Annotated in this window: 14 protein-coding genes and 1 pseudogene; 7 read left to right on the top strand and 8 right to left on the bottom strand. The window is 45.0% G+C overall.

The annotated features are described in order from the left end of the window. Positions 1-13: 13 nt before the first annotated feature. Positions 14-2,320, bottom strand: a complete 2,307-nt coding sequence (gene fabD / locus NYE38_RS07485; protein ID WP_063636616.1) for an ACP S-malonyltransferase — start codon at positions 2,318-2,320, stop codon at positions 14-16. A gap of 434 nt (positions 2,321-2,754) precedes the next feature. Continuing rightward, on the bottom strand, positions 2,755-3,393 hold the full coding sequence (locus NYE38_RS07480) for a YkyA family protein (RefSeq protein WP_032864209.1): 639 nt from the start codon (positions 3,391-3,393) through the stop codon (positions 2,755-2,757). A gap of 244 nt (positions 3,394-3,637) precedes the next feature. Between NYE38_RS07480 and NYE38_RS07475 the strand changes: the two genes are divergently transcribed. Together NYE38_RS07475 and def are read left to right on the top strand one after the other, a co-directional pair. After that, complete coding sequence (locus NYE38_RS07475) at positions 3,638-3,817, top strand: YjcZ family sporulation protein (protein WP_007409651.1); 180 nt, start codon at positions 3,638-3,640, stop codon at positions 3,815-3,817. 112 nt (positions 3,818-3,929) lie between these two features. Next, a complete protein-coding gene (def, locus tag NYE38_RS07470; RefSeq protein WP_003154544.1) occupies positions 3,930-4,484 on the top strand; it encodes a peptide deformylase in 555 nt (184 codons plus the stop codon). 34 nt (positions 4,485-4,518) lie between these two features. Here the strand turns inward: def and NYE38_RS07465 are convergent. Beyond that, positions 4,519-5,291: pseudogene (locus NYE38_RS07465) on the bottom strand (Cof-type HAD-IIB family hydrolase). A 354-nt stretch (positions 5,292-5,645) separates the two neighbouring features. Between NYE38_RS07465 and NYE38_RS07460 the strand changes: the two are divergent. Beyond that, a complete protein-coding gene (locus NYE38_RS07460; protein WP_003154548.1) occupies positions 5,646-5,855 on the top strand; it encodes a DNA-dependent RNA polymerase subunit epsilon in 210 nt (69 codons plus the stop codon). A gap of 5 nt (positions 5,856-5,860) precedes the next feature. Next, on the top strand, positions 5,861-7,528 hold the full coding sequence (rnjA, locus tag NYE38_RS07455; RefSeq protein ID WP_003154550.1) for a ribonuclease J1: 1,668 nt from the start codon (positions 5,861-5,863) through the stop codon (positions 7,526-7,528). Positions 7,529-7,559: 31 nt separating this feature from the next. Here rnjA and ade read toward each other — a convergent pair whose 3' ends face one another. From ade to NYE38_RS07430, 5 genes are all read right to left on the bottom strand, one after another. Beyond that, positions 7,560-9,293, bottom strand: coding sequence for an adenine deaminase (gene ade, locus NYE38_RS07450; RefSeq protein ID WP_017417696.1), 1,734 nt, complete (start codon positions 9,291-9,293; stop codon positions 7,560-7,562). A 148-nt stretch (positions 9,294-9,441) separates the two neighbouring features. Then, positions 9,442-10,107, bottom strand: a complete 666-nt coding sequence (gene ktrC, locus NYE38_RS07445) for a Ktr system potassium transporter KtrC (RefSeq protein ID WP_003154554.1) — start codon at positions 10,105-10,107, stop codon at positions 9,442-9,444. A gap of 40 nt (positions 10,108-10,147) precedes the next feature. Beyond that, a complete protein-coding gene (locus tag NYE38_RS07440; RefSeq protein ID WP_014417635.1) occupies positions 10,148-10,975 on the bottom strand; it encodes a gamma-glutamylcyclotransferase family protein in 828 nt (275 codons plus the stop codon). A gap of 1 nt (position 10,976) precedes the next feature. After that, on the bottom strand, positions 10,977-12,281 hold the full coding sequence (locus NYE38_RS07435) for an ATP-binding protein (protein WP_014417634.1): 1,305 nt from the start codon (positions 12,279-12,281) through the stop codon (positions 10,977-10,979). Between the two features lie 172 nt (positions 12,282-12,453). After that, a complete protein-coding gene (locus NYE38_RS07430) occupies positions 12,454-12,738 on the bottom strand; it encodes an AbrB/MazE/SpoVT family DNA-binding domain-containing protein (protein WP_014417633.1) in 285 nt (94 codons plus the stop codon). Between the two features lie 270 nt (positions 12,739-13,008). On the opposite strand from NYE38_RS07430, the gene mreBH reads away from it, so the two are divergent. From mreBH to NYE38_RS07415, 3 genes are all read left to right on the top strand, one after another. Further along, positions 13,009-14,016, top strand: coding sequence for a cell shape-determining protein MreBH (gene mreBH / locus NYE38_RS07425; protein ID WP_014417632.1), 1,008 nt, complete (start codon positions 13,009-13,011; stop codon positions 14,014-14,016). A 71-nt stretch (positions 14,017-14,087) separates the two neighbouring features. Further along, a complete protein-coding gene (locus NYE38_RS07420) occupies positions 14,088-14,222 on the top strand; it encodes a protein YkpC (protein WP_003154559.1) in 135 nt (44 codons plus the stop codon). Positions 14,223-14,322: 100 nt separating this feature from the next. After that, the gene (locus tag NYE38_RS07415) at positions 14,323-15,555 is read left to right on the top strand and encodes an aminopeptidase (protein WP_007409644.1); all 1,233 of its coding nucleotides are present in this window, start codon (positions 14,323-14,325) and stop codon (positions 15,553-15,555) included. The last annotated feature ends 10 nt before the right edge of the window (positions 15,556-15,565 follow it).

Here is a 15,565-nt window from a genome sequence, read left to right as displayed (position 1 = left end):
ACCCGCCCCTTCTTTAGTCTAGAAATAACGTATCCAATCTGCGCCTCAGCAGACTTTCGGTCTCATTCATCAATTTTTCACCAATGTCATCGACATGTCTGTTTCTCCATGATTCCAAATCCGTGCCCTTTACCCAATGATTAAAAGCGCCTAAAGACGGGCCGCAATGAACTTGGAAATTCACCTTTTGTTCTTCCTGCCCTTCCAAAGCAAGCAGACATCCTCTTTGCAAATACCACTTAAATAGTAACAGCATCTTATATTTTTGATTGCGCTCAGCTTTTTGGGCCAGGTTCGGCTGTTTTTCTATTATGCTTTCGTAGTTTTCATCAAAAGTCTTGTTAAAATAATCATTTTCGAGCTGAATCTTTGTCTTTTCATCTATCTCATTCAAAGACTCGTATTGTTGGTAGATTTGAAATAATTTATTTGCCCTGACCGGAAACAGCGTGCCCTTTTTCAGCACCTGAACCTTTGTTCCGAACTCAAACAGAGTCTCCGAAGGCGCATAAGCAGTATCGCATATTCCTGTCTCACTCAGCATTTCTTTAATAAAACCGCTTGTTTCGGCTTCAACTGTACATTGATTAATGGATCCCGTCATAATAAAATCAGCGCCCATTAAAAAAGCAGACGCGGCAGACTCGGGAGTCCCGATTCCTCCCGCAGCCCCGATCCTTATCTTCCTTGCGTATTTGTGTGTTTCCATCATTTCATCCCGCAGGTTAACAAAAAACGGCAGCATCGCCGTCAATGAGCCCTGTTCAGTATTACTTCCGCAATCTGCTTCAATAATGATATCGTCTGCTGCCGGAATACGGCTGAGCCACTCCGCCTGCTCTTCCGTCAGCATACCGTTCTGACACATTCTCTTTACGATACTTTGAGGAGGCGGACTCAGAAATGCGGCCGCAACTTCCGGCCGTGAAACTTTGGCAATGATCCGATTATGAGGTATGACGCTGCCGCTTTTGTCTATCTTCAACTGATGCGCTTTGTAATAAATTAATGGCGCGCTGACGGAAAGATACGAAGACGCTTCTATTACTCGTACGTCATGCTTGATATATAAATCTATCAATTCCTTTTCTCTATCTTGATGATCCGGCTCAAATCGCAGATTCATTCCGTAGGGCTGGCCATTTTTGAGTGTCTTCTTAATAGAAATAAGGGCCTGTTCAATTTCCCTTATCGTTAAACCTGCTGTTCCAAAGAACCCCAGCATTCCTTTCTTCCCGAGGCGGATCAGCATTTCAGCGGAAGAGATCCCTCTATGCATCGCACCTGCCAAATACGCGTATGTCAAACCGTAATCTTCTTTGAAAGATTGATCACCCAATCGGGACACCGGTGAAGCTGCACCGCTCTCTATATTTTCGGCCAAGAGGCTATGCTCTTTCCCGCTTTCCGAATTGTCCTTGTTCCCTTCAGAAAAAAAGAGACTGTCTTCCGGCGCACTAATAGTAAGCGGTTCCTCATCTCTTTGTATGGTTTGAATTAATTTAGTCAGAATGTTTCCGGGACCGATCTCTTCAAACACAGTAACGCCTTGTCCCATTAGATACCTGATGCTTTCAGTCCATTTTACCGAGTTTGTTATTTGTTCAATTAAATTCCGTTTGATATCTTCTTGTTTATAAGGTCTTGCCGTGTAGTTAGAAATGACCGGGAAATTCAATTCAGAAAAATGAAACTCCTCGATAAATTCCGCAAATTCACGCTGTGCACTTTCCATGAAACGAGAATGAAAAGCTCCGCCGACCTGCAATACGATATAAGCTTTCGCCCCTTCTTTTTCAAAAAAAGAGGCTGCCCGCTTTATCTCTTCTGCAGCCCCTGCTATCACAATTTGTGAAGATGTATTGTAATTGGCGATATCTATTTGGCCGAATTCATACTTTTGAAGTATTTTTTTTATGTGGTGCTCATCCAGTCCGATCACGGCAGCCATTCCGCCCTCAGAAGCCTCACTCATTAACTCGCCTCTTTTAGCAACCAGCCGGAGACCTGTTTCAAAATTAAAAACACCGGCCGCAAAAAGCGCAGTATATTCACCCAGACTATGTCCTGCAACAGCATCTGGGCGTGTATAACCTTCTTTTAAACCCTTTAAATATTGCAGTGCGCTCACTGTATAAATTGCAGGTTGTGTATACTTCGTATCAGTCAGCCTCTCTTTTTCGTCTGAAAGGCATAAATCCTTTATGGAGTATCCTAAAATATGATCTGCCTTTTTAATGAGCTCACTGAATTCATCGAATAAGTCTCTGCCCATTCCTTTAAACTGCGCTCCCTGTCCGGGAAAGACGTAAGCAAGCATTTGTTTTCCTCCTGTTCCGTATTTCTGCCGTTTCTTTTCGTTCCGATTTTGAAATTGTCGTTTACTTTCAGCACCCTTACTTAATAAGCATTACTAAGCAAAATAAAAAAACCTTTATGCCGGATAAAGGTTTAAAAGCAAAAAGCATGTACAAATATCATATTGCCGTAAATATAAATAGATAGAATTTTCTGATAATTAAAATCACATTTTCATTCTGTTTTTATATATATATCAATATAATAAAAACATTCCAACGTGCCGAAACAACGATTGGTTTTATGTGAATATTTCCCTAAATAAATACTATACCATGATTTACTTGTTGTCAATGGGAAACACACGTATATACCAATTCTTCAGCCGCCTTTTTACAGGCGGCTGAACTCGGTTGTTATCAGTTCATCAGCCCATGCCGATATGCCTTCACTATACTATTTGCGGAATAATAGTTCTTTCTCTTTGTTGTAGTCTTTAGTAAATTGATTGAACTCATCTGCTTGTTTATGCACCTTTTCGTAAACTGAGTTTACTTTGCTGATTTGCTCTTCCAGCTCCGCTAATGTGAGCTTTTTATCTTTAATCAGTTTATAAAGGTCCTTATCAAGTGAAATGGCTTTTTCGTACTTTTTGTACAAAAGGTCATAAGATGCATACCTTTTCTCCATTAAAGCGACCGCATGCCCGGCTTTTTCTTTTACTTTCTTATCCTTTATTTCTTGAGAAGTTTTTTTTGCGGATTCAAACGCTTGTTTTGAATCATCAATACTGTCTTTTTCTGCTTTCAGATGTTTTTTTCGCTGATTTGCATTGCTCAGAGCCTGATCAGACAGTGTGACAATTTTCTGGTAATCATCCATATTCAGTTTAACCGCGCTGTCGTATAGCTTATGCTCTTTTTTCTCCAATTTTTCTAATGTTTTCTGCTCTTTTTGAAACGGTTTTTCCGCTTGAACGGCTTTTTCCATCGACTCATGAAGCGATTCAACCGGATCTTTTCCCCCGCAGCCGGCAAGCAGCATACTTGCGGCGCCGAGCGCTCCGATTCCTGCTAATACCTTTTTTTGAATCATATTCACTTAAAATCCCCCAATCTTGACAATTTCCACTATAGAAGCCCGAACGCTTTTTGACAATAGCTGAGCTGTAATTGGCATGACCGGGTAAAGACGCTTACGGTGCTTTCAAAGAATACTTGCGTAAAAAATTGAGAAAACAGGGCGGATGACCATACATCTTTTTGGCTTTTACATAGCTTATAGTAGACGCCGGCCCTGCTGACAGAGGGTCAGCGTAATTAAAAGAGGAGGTTTTTTTATGTACGGATATGGATTTGGCGGCGGATTTGGCGGCGGTTGTTGCGGCGGCGGATATGGTTATGGCGGCGGTTACGGTTACGGCTGCGGCGGCGGATACGGCCGCACATTCGCATTAATCGTCGTATTGTTTATCTTATTAATCATCGTCGGTGCCGCTTATTTAGGCTGCGGCTGCTGACCTTATACACCATGAACATCGGCCGGCCTGCTATGGCCGGCCAATTGTTTCGTTGCGCCGCGATAAAGAAATTCGCTATAATTTACATATTAAGCTTTAGGAGTGAAGTTTCTTGATTACTATGGAAAATATTGTTCGCGACGGACATCCCGCGCTCAGAGAGATCGCTGAAGAGGTTCAGCTTCCCGCTTCTGACGAAGAAAAACAGCATCTTGCTGATATGATTGAGTTTGTGAAAAACAGCCAAAATCCTGAATTAGCCGAGAAATACAAGCTTCGTCCGGGCGTCGGTCTTGCCGCTCCGCAAACAGACGTAAAAAAACGGATGATCGCCGTCCATGCAGAAGATGCGAAAGGCACTTTATACAGCTATGCTCTTTTTAACCCTAAGATCGTCAGCCACTCAGTGGAAAAAAGCTACTTGACGAGCGGAGAAGGCTGCCTGTCGGTAGACGAACCCATTCCCGGCTATGTGCCGCGCTACGCCCGCATCCGCGTAAAGGCGGTGACGCTTGAAGGAGAACAGATTGACATCCGCCTCAAAGGTTTTCCGGCCATCGTGTTTCAGCACGAAATCGATCATCTGAACGGCGTGATGTTTTACGACCATATCGATAAAGAAAATCCGTTCAAAGAACCTGAAAACGCCATTGCCATTGACCGTTAAAAATAACCGGCACTTCCCAAAGTGCCGGTTTTCTCTATTTCAAAAGGCCCAGTTCTTTGACGGCCCAGCTGATTCCTTCCTCATCCACCGGCTTTGTGACGAAATCAGCGGCAGCTTTTAATTCCGGAACCGCATTTCCCATCGCCACCCCGGTGCCGACAAAATGGATCATCTCAAGGTCATTTAGTCCGTCGCCGAATGCATAAGTGTCACTTACGCTGTACGGAAGCCGCTCAAGCACTCTTTTAATGCCTTCCGCTTTTGAACCGCCTTTCGGAAGCACATCCGTTGACAATTCGTGCCAGCGGACATAATCAAACTCCGGAAAAGCGGCATATGCTTTTTCTTCATGACCGCGGCAGAATAAAAGCAGCTGATAAATTTCTTTTCCTTTATAAAAAGTTTCATCCACTTCGGATAAGGCGCTTTCAGACTGCCGATACCTTCCGAGACGTGCGGATGTCCGGGGACGGTCGTTTTCATCGTGTCTTCCGCCATAAATACGACGGGGTGCTCCCCTTCTGCCGCCTGCTTTAATAAACGCGCAACCGCATCTTCAGGAAGCGGATTTTTATAAATGACCTCACCTTCAAATACGACATACTGGCCGTTGTATGAAATAAATGATTCAATCTCAAGCTCTTCCAGAATCGGTTTTACCATAAACGGGGACCTTCCGCTGGCGATAAAAACGTGATGGCCAGCCTCTTTAAGCGCCGTCACGGCGTTTCTTGCGCTATCGGGAATATGTTTATCATGGTCATAGATCGTGCCGTCAATATCAAAAAAAATCAATTTTGGTTTCATGTCAATTTCTCCTTTTTCCCGTTTATCAGTCGTGTCTTTTTCAATATCATCATACAGAAAGTTTTTCTTCCGGAAAACCGCCTTGATGAAATTCCAGTTTTACCCACGAAAACAAATTCAGTTTTTCCGCATACTACTGCTATAAAGGGCTTCAAAGGAGGTATACAATGCTGCGCCGATTACGGAAGAAACTCAGAAGACAGTGGGGCGGAATGCTCCGGAAAAAAGTCATCGCGTAGAAGGGATCTTTCGGTTTTTGAAAGTCCCTTTTTTGCTCGAGACTTTCCTTATAATCCGTTTTCGAATATAATAGAATAAGCGAGTCTAACATACGGCATTTAAGGAGAGATTTGGATGATTTATAAGGTATTTTATCAAGAGAAGGCTGACGAAGTACCTGTTCGGGAAAAAACAGATTCACTTTACATTGAGGGCGTTTCAGAACGGGACGTCAGAACGAAACTGAAAGATCAGAAATACAACATTGAATTTGTTCAGCCTGTGGACGGTGCTTTTTTAGAATATGAGAAGCAGAGCGAAAATTTTAAAGTATTGGAGTTATGAGCGGAATGAAATTTGTAAAAAATGACCAGACTGCCGTTTTCGCCCTCGGCGGATTGGGCGAGATCGGGAAAAATACGTACGGGGTGCAGTTTCAGGATGAAATTGTACTGATTGATGCGGGAATCAAGTTCCCGGAAGATGAACTTCTCGGCATTGATTACGTAATCCCCGATTACACGTATTTAGTAAAAAATGAAGATAAAATTAAAGGTCTGTTTATCACCCACGGTCACGAAGACCATATCGGCGGTATTCCGTACCTGCTCAGACAAGTAAATATTCCCGTTTACGGCGGTAAACTCGCGATCGGCTTACTTCGGAATAAACTTGAAGAGCACGGGCTGTTAAGACAGACCAAATTAAACATCATCGGTGAAGACGACATCGTGAAGTTCCGCAAGACGTCTGTATCCTTCTTCAGAACGACACACAGCATTCCGGATTCATACGGAATCGTCGTCAAAACACCGCCGGGCAATATCGTACATACCGGGGACTTTAAGTTCGATTTCACACCGGTAGGCGAACCGGCAAACTTGACTAAGATGGCTGAAATCGGGAAAGAAGGCGTTCTGTGCCTGCTTTCTGACAGTACAAACAGTGAGGTTCCTGATTTCACCATGTCAGAACGCCGCGTAGGCGAAAGCATTCACGATATTTTCCGAAAAGTGGACGGCAGAATTATATTTGCGACATTCGCTTCGAATATACACCGTCTTCAGCAGGTGATTGAAGCAGCCGTTTTAAACGGCAGAAAAGTTGCCGTATTCGGACGCAGTATGGAATCGGCTATTGAAATCGGACAAAATCTCGGTTACATTACCTGTCCTAAAAATACGTTTATTGAGCATAACGAAATCAATCGTATGCCTGCCAATAAGGTAACGATTTTATGTACGGGAAGCCAAGGTGAACCGATGGCGGCGTTATCACGCATCGCTAACGGGACGCACCGGCAGATTTCCATTAATCCCGGAGATACGGTCGTCTTTTCTTCCTCTCCGATTCCCGGAAACACAATCAGCGTAAGCCGCACCATCAACCAGCTGTACCGTGCGGGCGCAGAAGTCATTCACGGTTCATTGAATGACATTCATACATCCGGACACGGCGGACAGGAAGAGCAGAAATTAATGCTCCGCCTGATCAAACCGAAGTTCTTTATGCCGATTCACGGTGAGTACAGAATGCAGAAAATGCACGTCAAACTCGCGACTGATTGCGGCATACCCGAAGAAAACTGCTTTATCATGGATAATGGCGAAGTGCTGGCCCTCAAAGGCGAAGAAGCCGCTGTGGCAGGCAAAATTCCGTCCGGCTCCGTTTACATTGACGGAAGCGGAATCGGTGATATCGGCAATATCGTGCTCCGCGACCGCCGCATTCTTTCAGAAGAAGGCCTTGTTATCGTTGTTGTCAGCATCAATATGGACGACTTTAAGGTTTCAGCGGGACCTGATTTAATCTCAAGAGGTTTTGTATACATGAGAGAATCCGGTGATTTGATCAATGACGCGCAGCAGCTCATTTCGAACCATCTGGAGAAAGTAATGGATCGGAAAACAACGCAGTGGTCCGAAATTAAAAACGAAATTACCGATACGCTTGCTCCGTTCCTATACGAAAAAACAAAACGCCGCCCGATGATCCTTCCGATCATTATGGAGGTCTAAAAAAACTGCACTCATTACGAGTGCAGTTTTTTTATTGCAGCGGAATATGCTGAAAGGCTTTGACATCAAACAGACCGGCTGCTGTCATTTTAATATCCGGAATCACCGGAAGCGCTAAAAACGATAATGTGAGAAACGGATTGAAATCACCGGTGAATCCGAGCAGCGGAAGCTTTTCATGAAGCACGCCCAAGCTGTCATTGACCCATTCCGCCGACTTATCAGACAAAAGCCCGGCGATCGGAAGCGGAACGGAGTGAAGCAATTCTCCGTTTTTCACGGCTGTTAATCCTCCTCCGGTGTCACGGAGCCTGTTGATTGCTTTTGCCAAATCGGCATCGTTTGTACCGACGGCGATGATATTATGGGAATCGTGAGAAATGGTTGTGGCGATGGCGCCTTCTTTTAACCCGAACCCTTGTACAATCCCGAGTCCTATCATTTTTTCGCCGCTGTGCCGCTCTGCGACGGCGATTTTTAATAAATCATTTTCTGTATCAGGACGAAACGCGTCAACAGACGGTGCAGGCACTTCTTTTTTTCTCGTCTCCAAATGATTCGGTATCATTTCGATTACATTCATTGTCTTGCCCTCTTGAATCGGTATATGAAAATCCGATTCAGTCAGCGGCGCTTTCAGCCGCACTGTATCCAACAGCGCCTGGTCCGGCGAATAGGAACCGGCAGACTGTTCATAAACCGTGCGTCCATTCTCGGCAACGGTCCGGCCGGCGACCATGGTCTTCGTGACGGCAGCCTCCCGTACATCTGAAATGAACAGCAGATCTGCGTCAAAACCCGGCGCTACCGCCCCTTTTGTTTCAAGACCGTAGCACTCAGCCGCATTTAAGCTGGCAAGCTGATACGCAAGGAATGGATCAAGTCCCGCCTTCATCGCCATTTTGACTTGGTGGTTCACACTTCCTTCTGAAAGCAGATCATCTACATGCTTATCATCCGTGCAAAAGAAAAAGCGCCGCGCGTTTTTTTCATTCACCGCCGGCAGCACATTGAGCGTATTTTTTGCCACCGATCCTTCGCGCAGCATGACATACATTCCCCGTCTGATTCTGTCCAGCGCTTCTTCTTTTGTCGTCACTTCATGATCATTTGACACCATTGCGGTTCTATATATATTGATGATATCTGAAGAGAGTCCGGCTAAATGCCCGTCGATCCGTTTTCCGTGACGCTTGGCATCAAGCAGTTTCTGAAGCATATCCTCTTCACCTTCCGCAACAGACACATAATCCATTACTTCCGCAAGTCCGAGCACCTCTTTCTCCTGATAAAAAGGCTTTAAATCCTCGGCTTTTAATACGGCTCCTGAGCGTTCAAAGCTAGCGGCGGGAACACAGGAAGGAAGCATGAAACGGATGTTCAGCGGCGCCTTTTTCGCCTGCTCTATCATAAATGAAATGCCTTTTGCTCCGGAAACGTTCGCAATTTCGTGAGGATCAGTAATGACAGTAGTCACTCCGTGTGGGAGGACGGCTTTAGCAAATTCAATCGGAGTAACCATAGAGGACTCGATATGAACATGTCCGTCAATAAAGCCCGGAACGATCATTTGGCCTTCTGCATCAATGACTTCTTCCCCTTCATATTCGCCCAGCCCGACGATCACTCCGCCCGTAATGGCGATATCTGCAGAAATCCATTCCTGGTTAAATACATCCATGATTTTTCCGTTTTTAATGACGGTATCGGCTTTTTGTCTGCCGGCTGATGCATTCAGCCGTTCAGCCAGTGTTTCTTTGTTCAAAATGAGGCCTCCTCTTTTTCTTTATATGGTACAATATGCTATCGGATCGCCTGATCATAGTCAATAAAAATCGCAGAAAATAACGCTTACACGATAAATGTCTTATTATTCTGACATAATAAAAGACCGTCCTTTTACGGACGGCTTTTCACTTTGTATGAAGCACTCTTTTTTCAAATCGGGAAATGTCCGTAAGAGAGCCGATAACGATGAGAATATCTTCTTTTTGGATCATTTCAGTCGCCAGCGGAGATACGATCACTTCTTTTTCTCTCTTGATGGCCACGATATTAATGCCGTACTTCGCCCGGATGTCCAGATCAAGCAGTGTGTTGCCCGCAAGCCTGCTGTTGGCCACGATCTCCACAATGCTGTGTTCGTCGGACAGCTCCAAATAATCAAGTACATTATTTGATACGATGTTGTGGGCGATGCGTTTTGCCATGTCACGTTCAGGGTGGACGATGTGGTCGGCGCCGATTTTCGCAAGCACTTTCTCATGATAATCGTTCTGCGCTTTTACCGTGATCGTGTTCACGCCGAGTTCCTTTAAGATCAGCGTCGTTAAAATGCTCGCCTGTATATTTTCGCCGATTGCCACAATGACGTGGTCAAAGTTGCGCAGCCCTAAGTTTTTCAGCACCGATTCATCGGTTGAATCGCCGATGACCGCGTGTGATGCGATTTTGGCGTATTCATTTACTTTATCTTCATCAATATCCATTGCCATGACCTCAAGGCCTTCTTCACTTAATGCTTTGCAAATACTTCCGCCGAAGCGTCCGAGACCGATAACGGCAAACTCTTTTCTCATAACAGTACTCCTTTAAACAATATCTCTAATAGGAATAGTATCACATTTTCGGCAATGAGTTCATATAGCGTTTAAGCTTTTCTGAAAAGGCGGGCGATAAATACAGGTCCGCTCCGCGTTCGATTTCTTCCTGATAGTGACCCGGAGGCGCAATTTCCTCAGCTTTATCAAGAACGAGAAACGTCAGGACGCCTCTGTATACACGGCCGCCGGCACACACTTCTATGAACGCGGGACGGTATGTGTGGTTATCAACACCTTCTCTTTTGTACAGATAGGTTGCCGCTTCAAACGGGAGCTTGTACAGCACGCCTTCAGTTCGCCCCCCGTCTTCAACAAGATCGGCTCTGGAACCGTCAGGACGCCTTAACGTGAATCTCGTCGAATACCCTTCAACAACCGCCCCTCCGACCGGCTCGGCAAAAAAGTGGTCGACCCCCGCCTGTTTAAACCGGGCATTGTCCATACAGGAGCCGTAAGCGAAATAATAAACCGGACTGTCATCCTCCCGTTTCATAAAACGGTATTCTTTCCAGTCTCCGCTTTTGATACGGCTGAATGAGGCACACTGGCCGGGCTTTACGACATATGCGAAGGCGGTTTTATTCCCGGCATCCGTCGTCACGGCAACCTCTTTCCGATCAAAATCAGCATAATACGCATCCAGCTTACGGATCATCTGATGATCTGTTTCATACAATTCCCCGTACACAAAAGCTGTTTCTGCTAAAGACGCCGCAGGCTGACCTTTATCCGTTTCGTACAGCACGCCGTTTATCGCGGCCTGCTCGCACACACACGGAGCGCCTTTCAGCAGTTCATGGTTTTCTTCACGCTTCCGTAACAAACCGTATACAAAAAGAAGCAAGTTATTTTTCCTCCTTTTGGACAGCAGCCGCTTCTAACGGCAGAATCACCTGAAACGTACTGCCTTCTCCATTTTTGCTCTTAATGTTAAGTTTACCATTATGCTCCTTCAGAATTCGTAAACAAATCGGAAGACCGAGACCCGTTCCCTGATCTTTTGTTGAGAAAAACGGTTTCCCGATGTTTTCAAGCTTTTCTTTCGACATACCGTTCCCTTCATCCTGTATGCTGATCACCGCGTATTCTTCATCCCGCTTTGTATAAATATGAATATTCCCGCCGTCAGGCATCGCTTCAATCGCATTTTTAATAATATTGATAAATACCTGTTTCAGCTGGTTTTCGTCACCGTTGACCATACAGGACTCAGTCTGCCTGAAATCCTTCTCAATCACAGTGTTCGACAGCACCGCGTTCGTGTCAAGAAGCGTCGCCACCTGCCTTAAAATATGGTTGAGATGATGAGCGGTAAACGTCACGGTCTGCGGCTTGGCGAGCAGAAGCAGCTCCCCCAGCACGAGATCAATCCTTTTAATCTCCGAAAAAATAATATCAAAATAATCCGTTCTTTCCGGATACTGGGCTTTCATCAGCTGGAGAAAGCCGCTGACTGACGTTAAAGGATTTCTTACTTCATGGGCGATTCCTGCCGCAAGCTCCCCGGCAATGGCCAGCTTTTGAGATTGCATGGCAAGGCGTTCGTTCGTTTCCAGAAGCTCGTCGACCGCTTTTTTCCGTTCACTGATATCAGACATCGTCCCCAGGCTTCCGACAAATTTCTGTCTGCGGTCATAATACAGCTTATAATGGACTTCTCCCCAAAAGATCGAGCCGTCTCTTTTAATATATTTGGCCGTAAACATTCCTGACGGGGACTGCTGCTTGATTTGGGAGATAATATAATCAATGATATGTTTTTCTTTTATAAAATAATCATTATACATCGTGCCCATACATTCGCTGATGGAGTGGCCCGTAATCGCCGTCCAGGCCTGATTCAAATATGTAATATTCCCTTGTGCATCCGTCTGAAAAACGATTTCCTGCAGATTGTCCATGATCCGGTTTTTCTCATCTGAAAGCGCCTTTGCTTTCTGCTCGCTGTCCTTCAGCTCCGCCAGCAGCTGCTTTTTATTGTCCACATAATAAGCCAGCAGCCAGACGCCGATTAATGTGACGGCGGTAAAGGTGATGTCAACTGGCCAGTTAATCGGATTCCGTTCAATCATATAAAATAAATAATCCCAAAACATAATAAAAATCATTGCCAAGATTAAGGAAATGATACGCGCTTGATATTTTCCCATAGTCCCACCTGCCGCTAGCATTTCTACATATATTGTAACATTGTTGACTGCATTATTGACTAAAAAATGATAACTATTCCCAATTAATTGAGCAGGTTCGCTTACTTTTCCCGTGAGTTTTTGCACAAGTTCATAATAAAAGGACGGAATGATGCTCCGCCCTTTTTGCCGATTATGATCTACCTTTTAACGCTTCCTCGATTTCCTCAAGCAGCATTTTCGCTCCTTCAGGACTTAAAATAATTTTGCCGTTGCCGTACTCCTGATTTTCGGAGGTAATTTCCCCCGTCATTAAGCAAATGCCGTGCGGCTTGTATTTTTTTAAGACAATTTTGTCTCCGTCAACGAAAAATTCAATACTATCTTTAATAGCGATATCCAATGCTCTTCTCAATTCAATCGGCATGACAATACGCCCGAGTTCGTCTACTTTTCTTACTACACCAATTGATTTCATAGAAATCCCCTACTTCCTTTAATGTCTCTTCTTTATGTCCAAGGAAAATCCTTCATAAACGTAGACGAAAGGAACGGAGCAAAAGTTTCTCAGCATCCGGAACTGAATGTTTTTTTACAAAAGAAAATCCTTTTGAAATATGGGATACAGACTTTCCCTCCTTTTTTACAAAAACATTTCATTCCCGGCGGAAACCCCCAAAAATCGTGGTTTTTCTCAGAAACTTTAAATGTAGAATCAATTAAATCAGGATAGGGATTGGGTGAAAACATGTTTCAATCAACTGAGATCGGAATCGACTTAGGAACCGCTAATATACTTGTTTACAGTAAAAATAAAGGAATTATTTTAAACGAACCTTCCGTTGTCGCTGTAGATACAACAACGAAAGCGGTGCTTGCCATCGGAACGGATGCCAAAAGCATGATCGGAAAGACGCCGGGGAAAATCGTCGCCGTACGGCCGATGAAAGACGGTGTCATTGCTGATTATGATATGACAACTGACTTATTAAAACACATTATGAAAAAAGCCGGAAAAAAAATCGGAATGACTTTCCGCAAACCGAATGTCGTCGTCTGCACGCCTTCAGGCTCAACAGCCGTTGAACGCCGCGCCATCAGTGACGCTGTCAAAAACTGCGGAGCGAAAAACGTTCACTTGATTGAAGAACCCGTAGCCGCTGCAATCGGGGCCGACCTCCCTGTTGACGAGCCGGTCGCAAACGTCGTCGTAGATATCGGCGGCGGTACGACTGAAGTCGCCATCATCTCATTCGGGGGCGTCGTATCCTGCCATTCGATCAGAATCGGCGGCGACCAGCTTGATGAAGATATCGCCTCGTTCGTCAGAAAAAAATACAACCTGCTGATCGGGGAACGTACGGCAGAACAAGTGAAAATGGAAATCGGTTTTGCATTGATTGAACATGTGCCGGAAACGATGGAAATCCGCGGCCGTGACCTTGTAACCGGTCTGCCGAAGACAATCAGACTGCAGTCTAATGAAATTCAGCACGCGATGCGTGAGTCGCTCCTGCATATTCTTGAAGCGATCAGAGCGACACTTGAAGATTGTCCGCCGGAGCTCAGCGGTGATATTGTTGACCGCGGCGTCGTGTTAACCGGCGGAGGCTCCCTTTTAAACGGGATGAAAGAATGGCTGACAGAAGAAATCGTCGTTCCCGTTCATTTGGCGGCAAATCCGCTTGAATCAGTGGCTATCGGCACGGGGCGTTCATTAGACGTCATCGACAAGCTGCAAAAAGCGATTAAATAATAAGATTGTTCTTCTTTTTTCTCCGGCCGGCTCATATTGTGAGAACTGGAGAAACATTAAGGAGGAAGCATATGCTTAGAGATGTGGGAAGACGCGTAGCAGTAGCCGTCATTTTAAGCGGAATTATTTTGGGGGGTATGAGCATTTCACTGGCCAATATGCCCCATTCTCCGGCCGGCGGCGCCGTAAAACTGAATCACCCGTAAAGACGCAGCAAAAGCTGTGTCTTTTTCGTTTGTGCTCCTTTCTTTCCTTTATGAGGCGATATTTGATATGATGAGAAAAACCGATGAGGAGGAATGAACGATGAGTTCGTTTACTGAAAAGTTACATACATATGCTCAGCTGGCGGTAGAAGTCGGCGTCAATGTCCAAAAAGGACAGCATGTCGTAATCAATGCCTCAACTGATGTTCGGGAACTAGTCAGACTGCTTGCCAAACATTCTTATGAAAAAGGCGCAAAAAACGTCACCGTAAATTGGCAGGACGATGAACTGTCCAGATTAAAATACGAGATGGCACCGTTTGAAGCGTTTGAAGAGTATCCTGAATGGGAAGCAAAAGGAAAAGAAGAGCTCGCGAAAAAAGGGGCTGCGTTTATTTCTGTTGTCTCATCCGACCCCGACCTGTTAAAAGGCACTGACGGCAAACGGATTGCAGCGTTCCAAAAAGCCGCCGGAAAAGCATTGCATACATACAGACAATATATTCAATCAGATAAGGTCAGCTGGACGGTGATCGGAGCGGCTTCAACAGGCTGGGCGAAAAAAGTGTTCCCGGATCAGCCGGAAGAAACAGCCGTTCAGCTTTTATGGGAAGAAATTTTCAAAACGACCCGCGTAAATGAAGAAAACCCTGTGGAAGCATGGAAAAAACATGATCAAAATCTTCATGAGAAAGTGGAACACCTGAACAAAAAACATTACAGCGCCCTGCATTATCAAGCTGAAGGAACAGACTTAACCATTGAACTGCCGAAAAAACATGTATGGGCAGGCGCGGGAAGCGTGAATGAGAGCGGGCACGAATTCATGGCCAACATGCCGACAGAAGAGGTTTTCACCCTCCCGCAGCGTGACGGGGTGAACGGCACGGTTTCCAGCACGAAACCGCTGAGCTACGGCGGCAACATTATTGATAACTTCACTCTTACCTTTGAAAACGGCCGCATTGTCGATGTGAAAGCTGAAAAAGGCGAGGAGATTTTAAAAGGCATCGTCGAAACCGATGAAGGCTCACACTATCTCGGAGAAGTGGCCTTAGTGCCGTACGATTCACCGATTTCACAATCAAATATTTTATTTTACAACACACTGTACGATGAAAACGCCTCTAACCACTTGGCGATCGGCAGTGCGTATGCCTTTAATATTGAGGGCGGTAAACAAATGACACGGGAAGAGCTTGTCAAAGAGGGCTTAAATGAAAGCATTACACACGTAGATTTTATGGTCGGTTCCAAAGATATGAATATCGACGGCATTACGGCGGACGGCAAAAGAGAACCGATCTTCAGAAACGGAAACTGGGCATTTTAATAAAAAAGGA

It is taken from the genome of Bacillus sp. EU63 (genome assembly GCF_038592915.1).
GTDB lineage: Bacteria > Bacillota > Bacilli > Bacillales > Bacillaceae > Bacillus > Bacillus velezensis.
This window is presented reverse-complemented; position numbering and strand designations above follow the sequence as displayed.

Bases quoted from the DNA above. Each gene is read 5' to 3' on its own strand.
- fabD (WP_063636616.1), bottom strand. From the start codon at position 2,320: ATGCTTGCTTACGTCTTTCCCGGACAGGGAGCGCAGTTTAAAGGAATG.
- NYE38_RS07480 (WP_032864209.1), bottom strand. From the start codon at position 3,393: ATGATTCAAAAAAAGGTATTAGCAGGAATCGGAGCGCTCGGCGCCGCA.
- NYE38_RS07475 (WP_007409651.1), top strand. From the start codon at position 3,638: ATGTACGGATATGGATTTGGCGGCGGATTTGGCGGCGGTTGTTGCGGC.
- NYE38_RS07460 (WP_003154548.1), top strand. From the start codon at position 5,646: ATGATTTATAAGGTATTTTATCAAGAGAAGGCTGACGAAGTACCTGTT.
- rnjA (WP_003154550.1), top strand. From the start codon at position 5,861: ATGAAATTTGTAAAAAATGACCAGACTGCCGTTTTCGCCCTCGGCGGA.
- ktrC (WP_003154554.1), bottom strand. From the start codon at position 10,107: ATGAGAAAAGAGTTTGCCGTTATCGGTCTCGGACGCTTCGGCGGAAGT.
- NYE38_RS07435 (WP_014417634.1), bottom strand. From the start codon at position 12,281: ATGGGAAAATATCAAGCGCGTATCATTTCCTTAATCTTGGCAATGATT.
- NYE38_RS07430 (WP_014417633.1), bottom strand. From the start codon at position 12,738: ATGAAATCAATTGGTGTAGTAAGAAAAGTAGACGAACTCGGGCGTATT.
- mreBH (WP_014417632.1), top strand. From the start codon at position 13,009: ATGTTTCAATCAACTGAGATCGGAATCGACTTAGGAACCGCTAATATA.
- NYE38_RS07420 (WP_003154559.1), top strand. From the start codon at position 14,088: ATGCTTAGAGATGTGGGAAGACGCGTAGCAGTAGCCGTCATTTTAAGC.
- NYE38_RS07415 (WP_007409644.1), top strand. From the start codon at position 14,323: ATGAGTTCGTTTACTGAAAAGTTACATACATATGCTCAGCTGGCGGTA.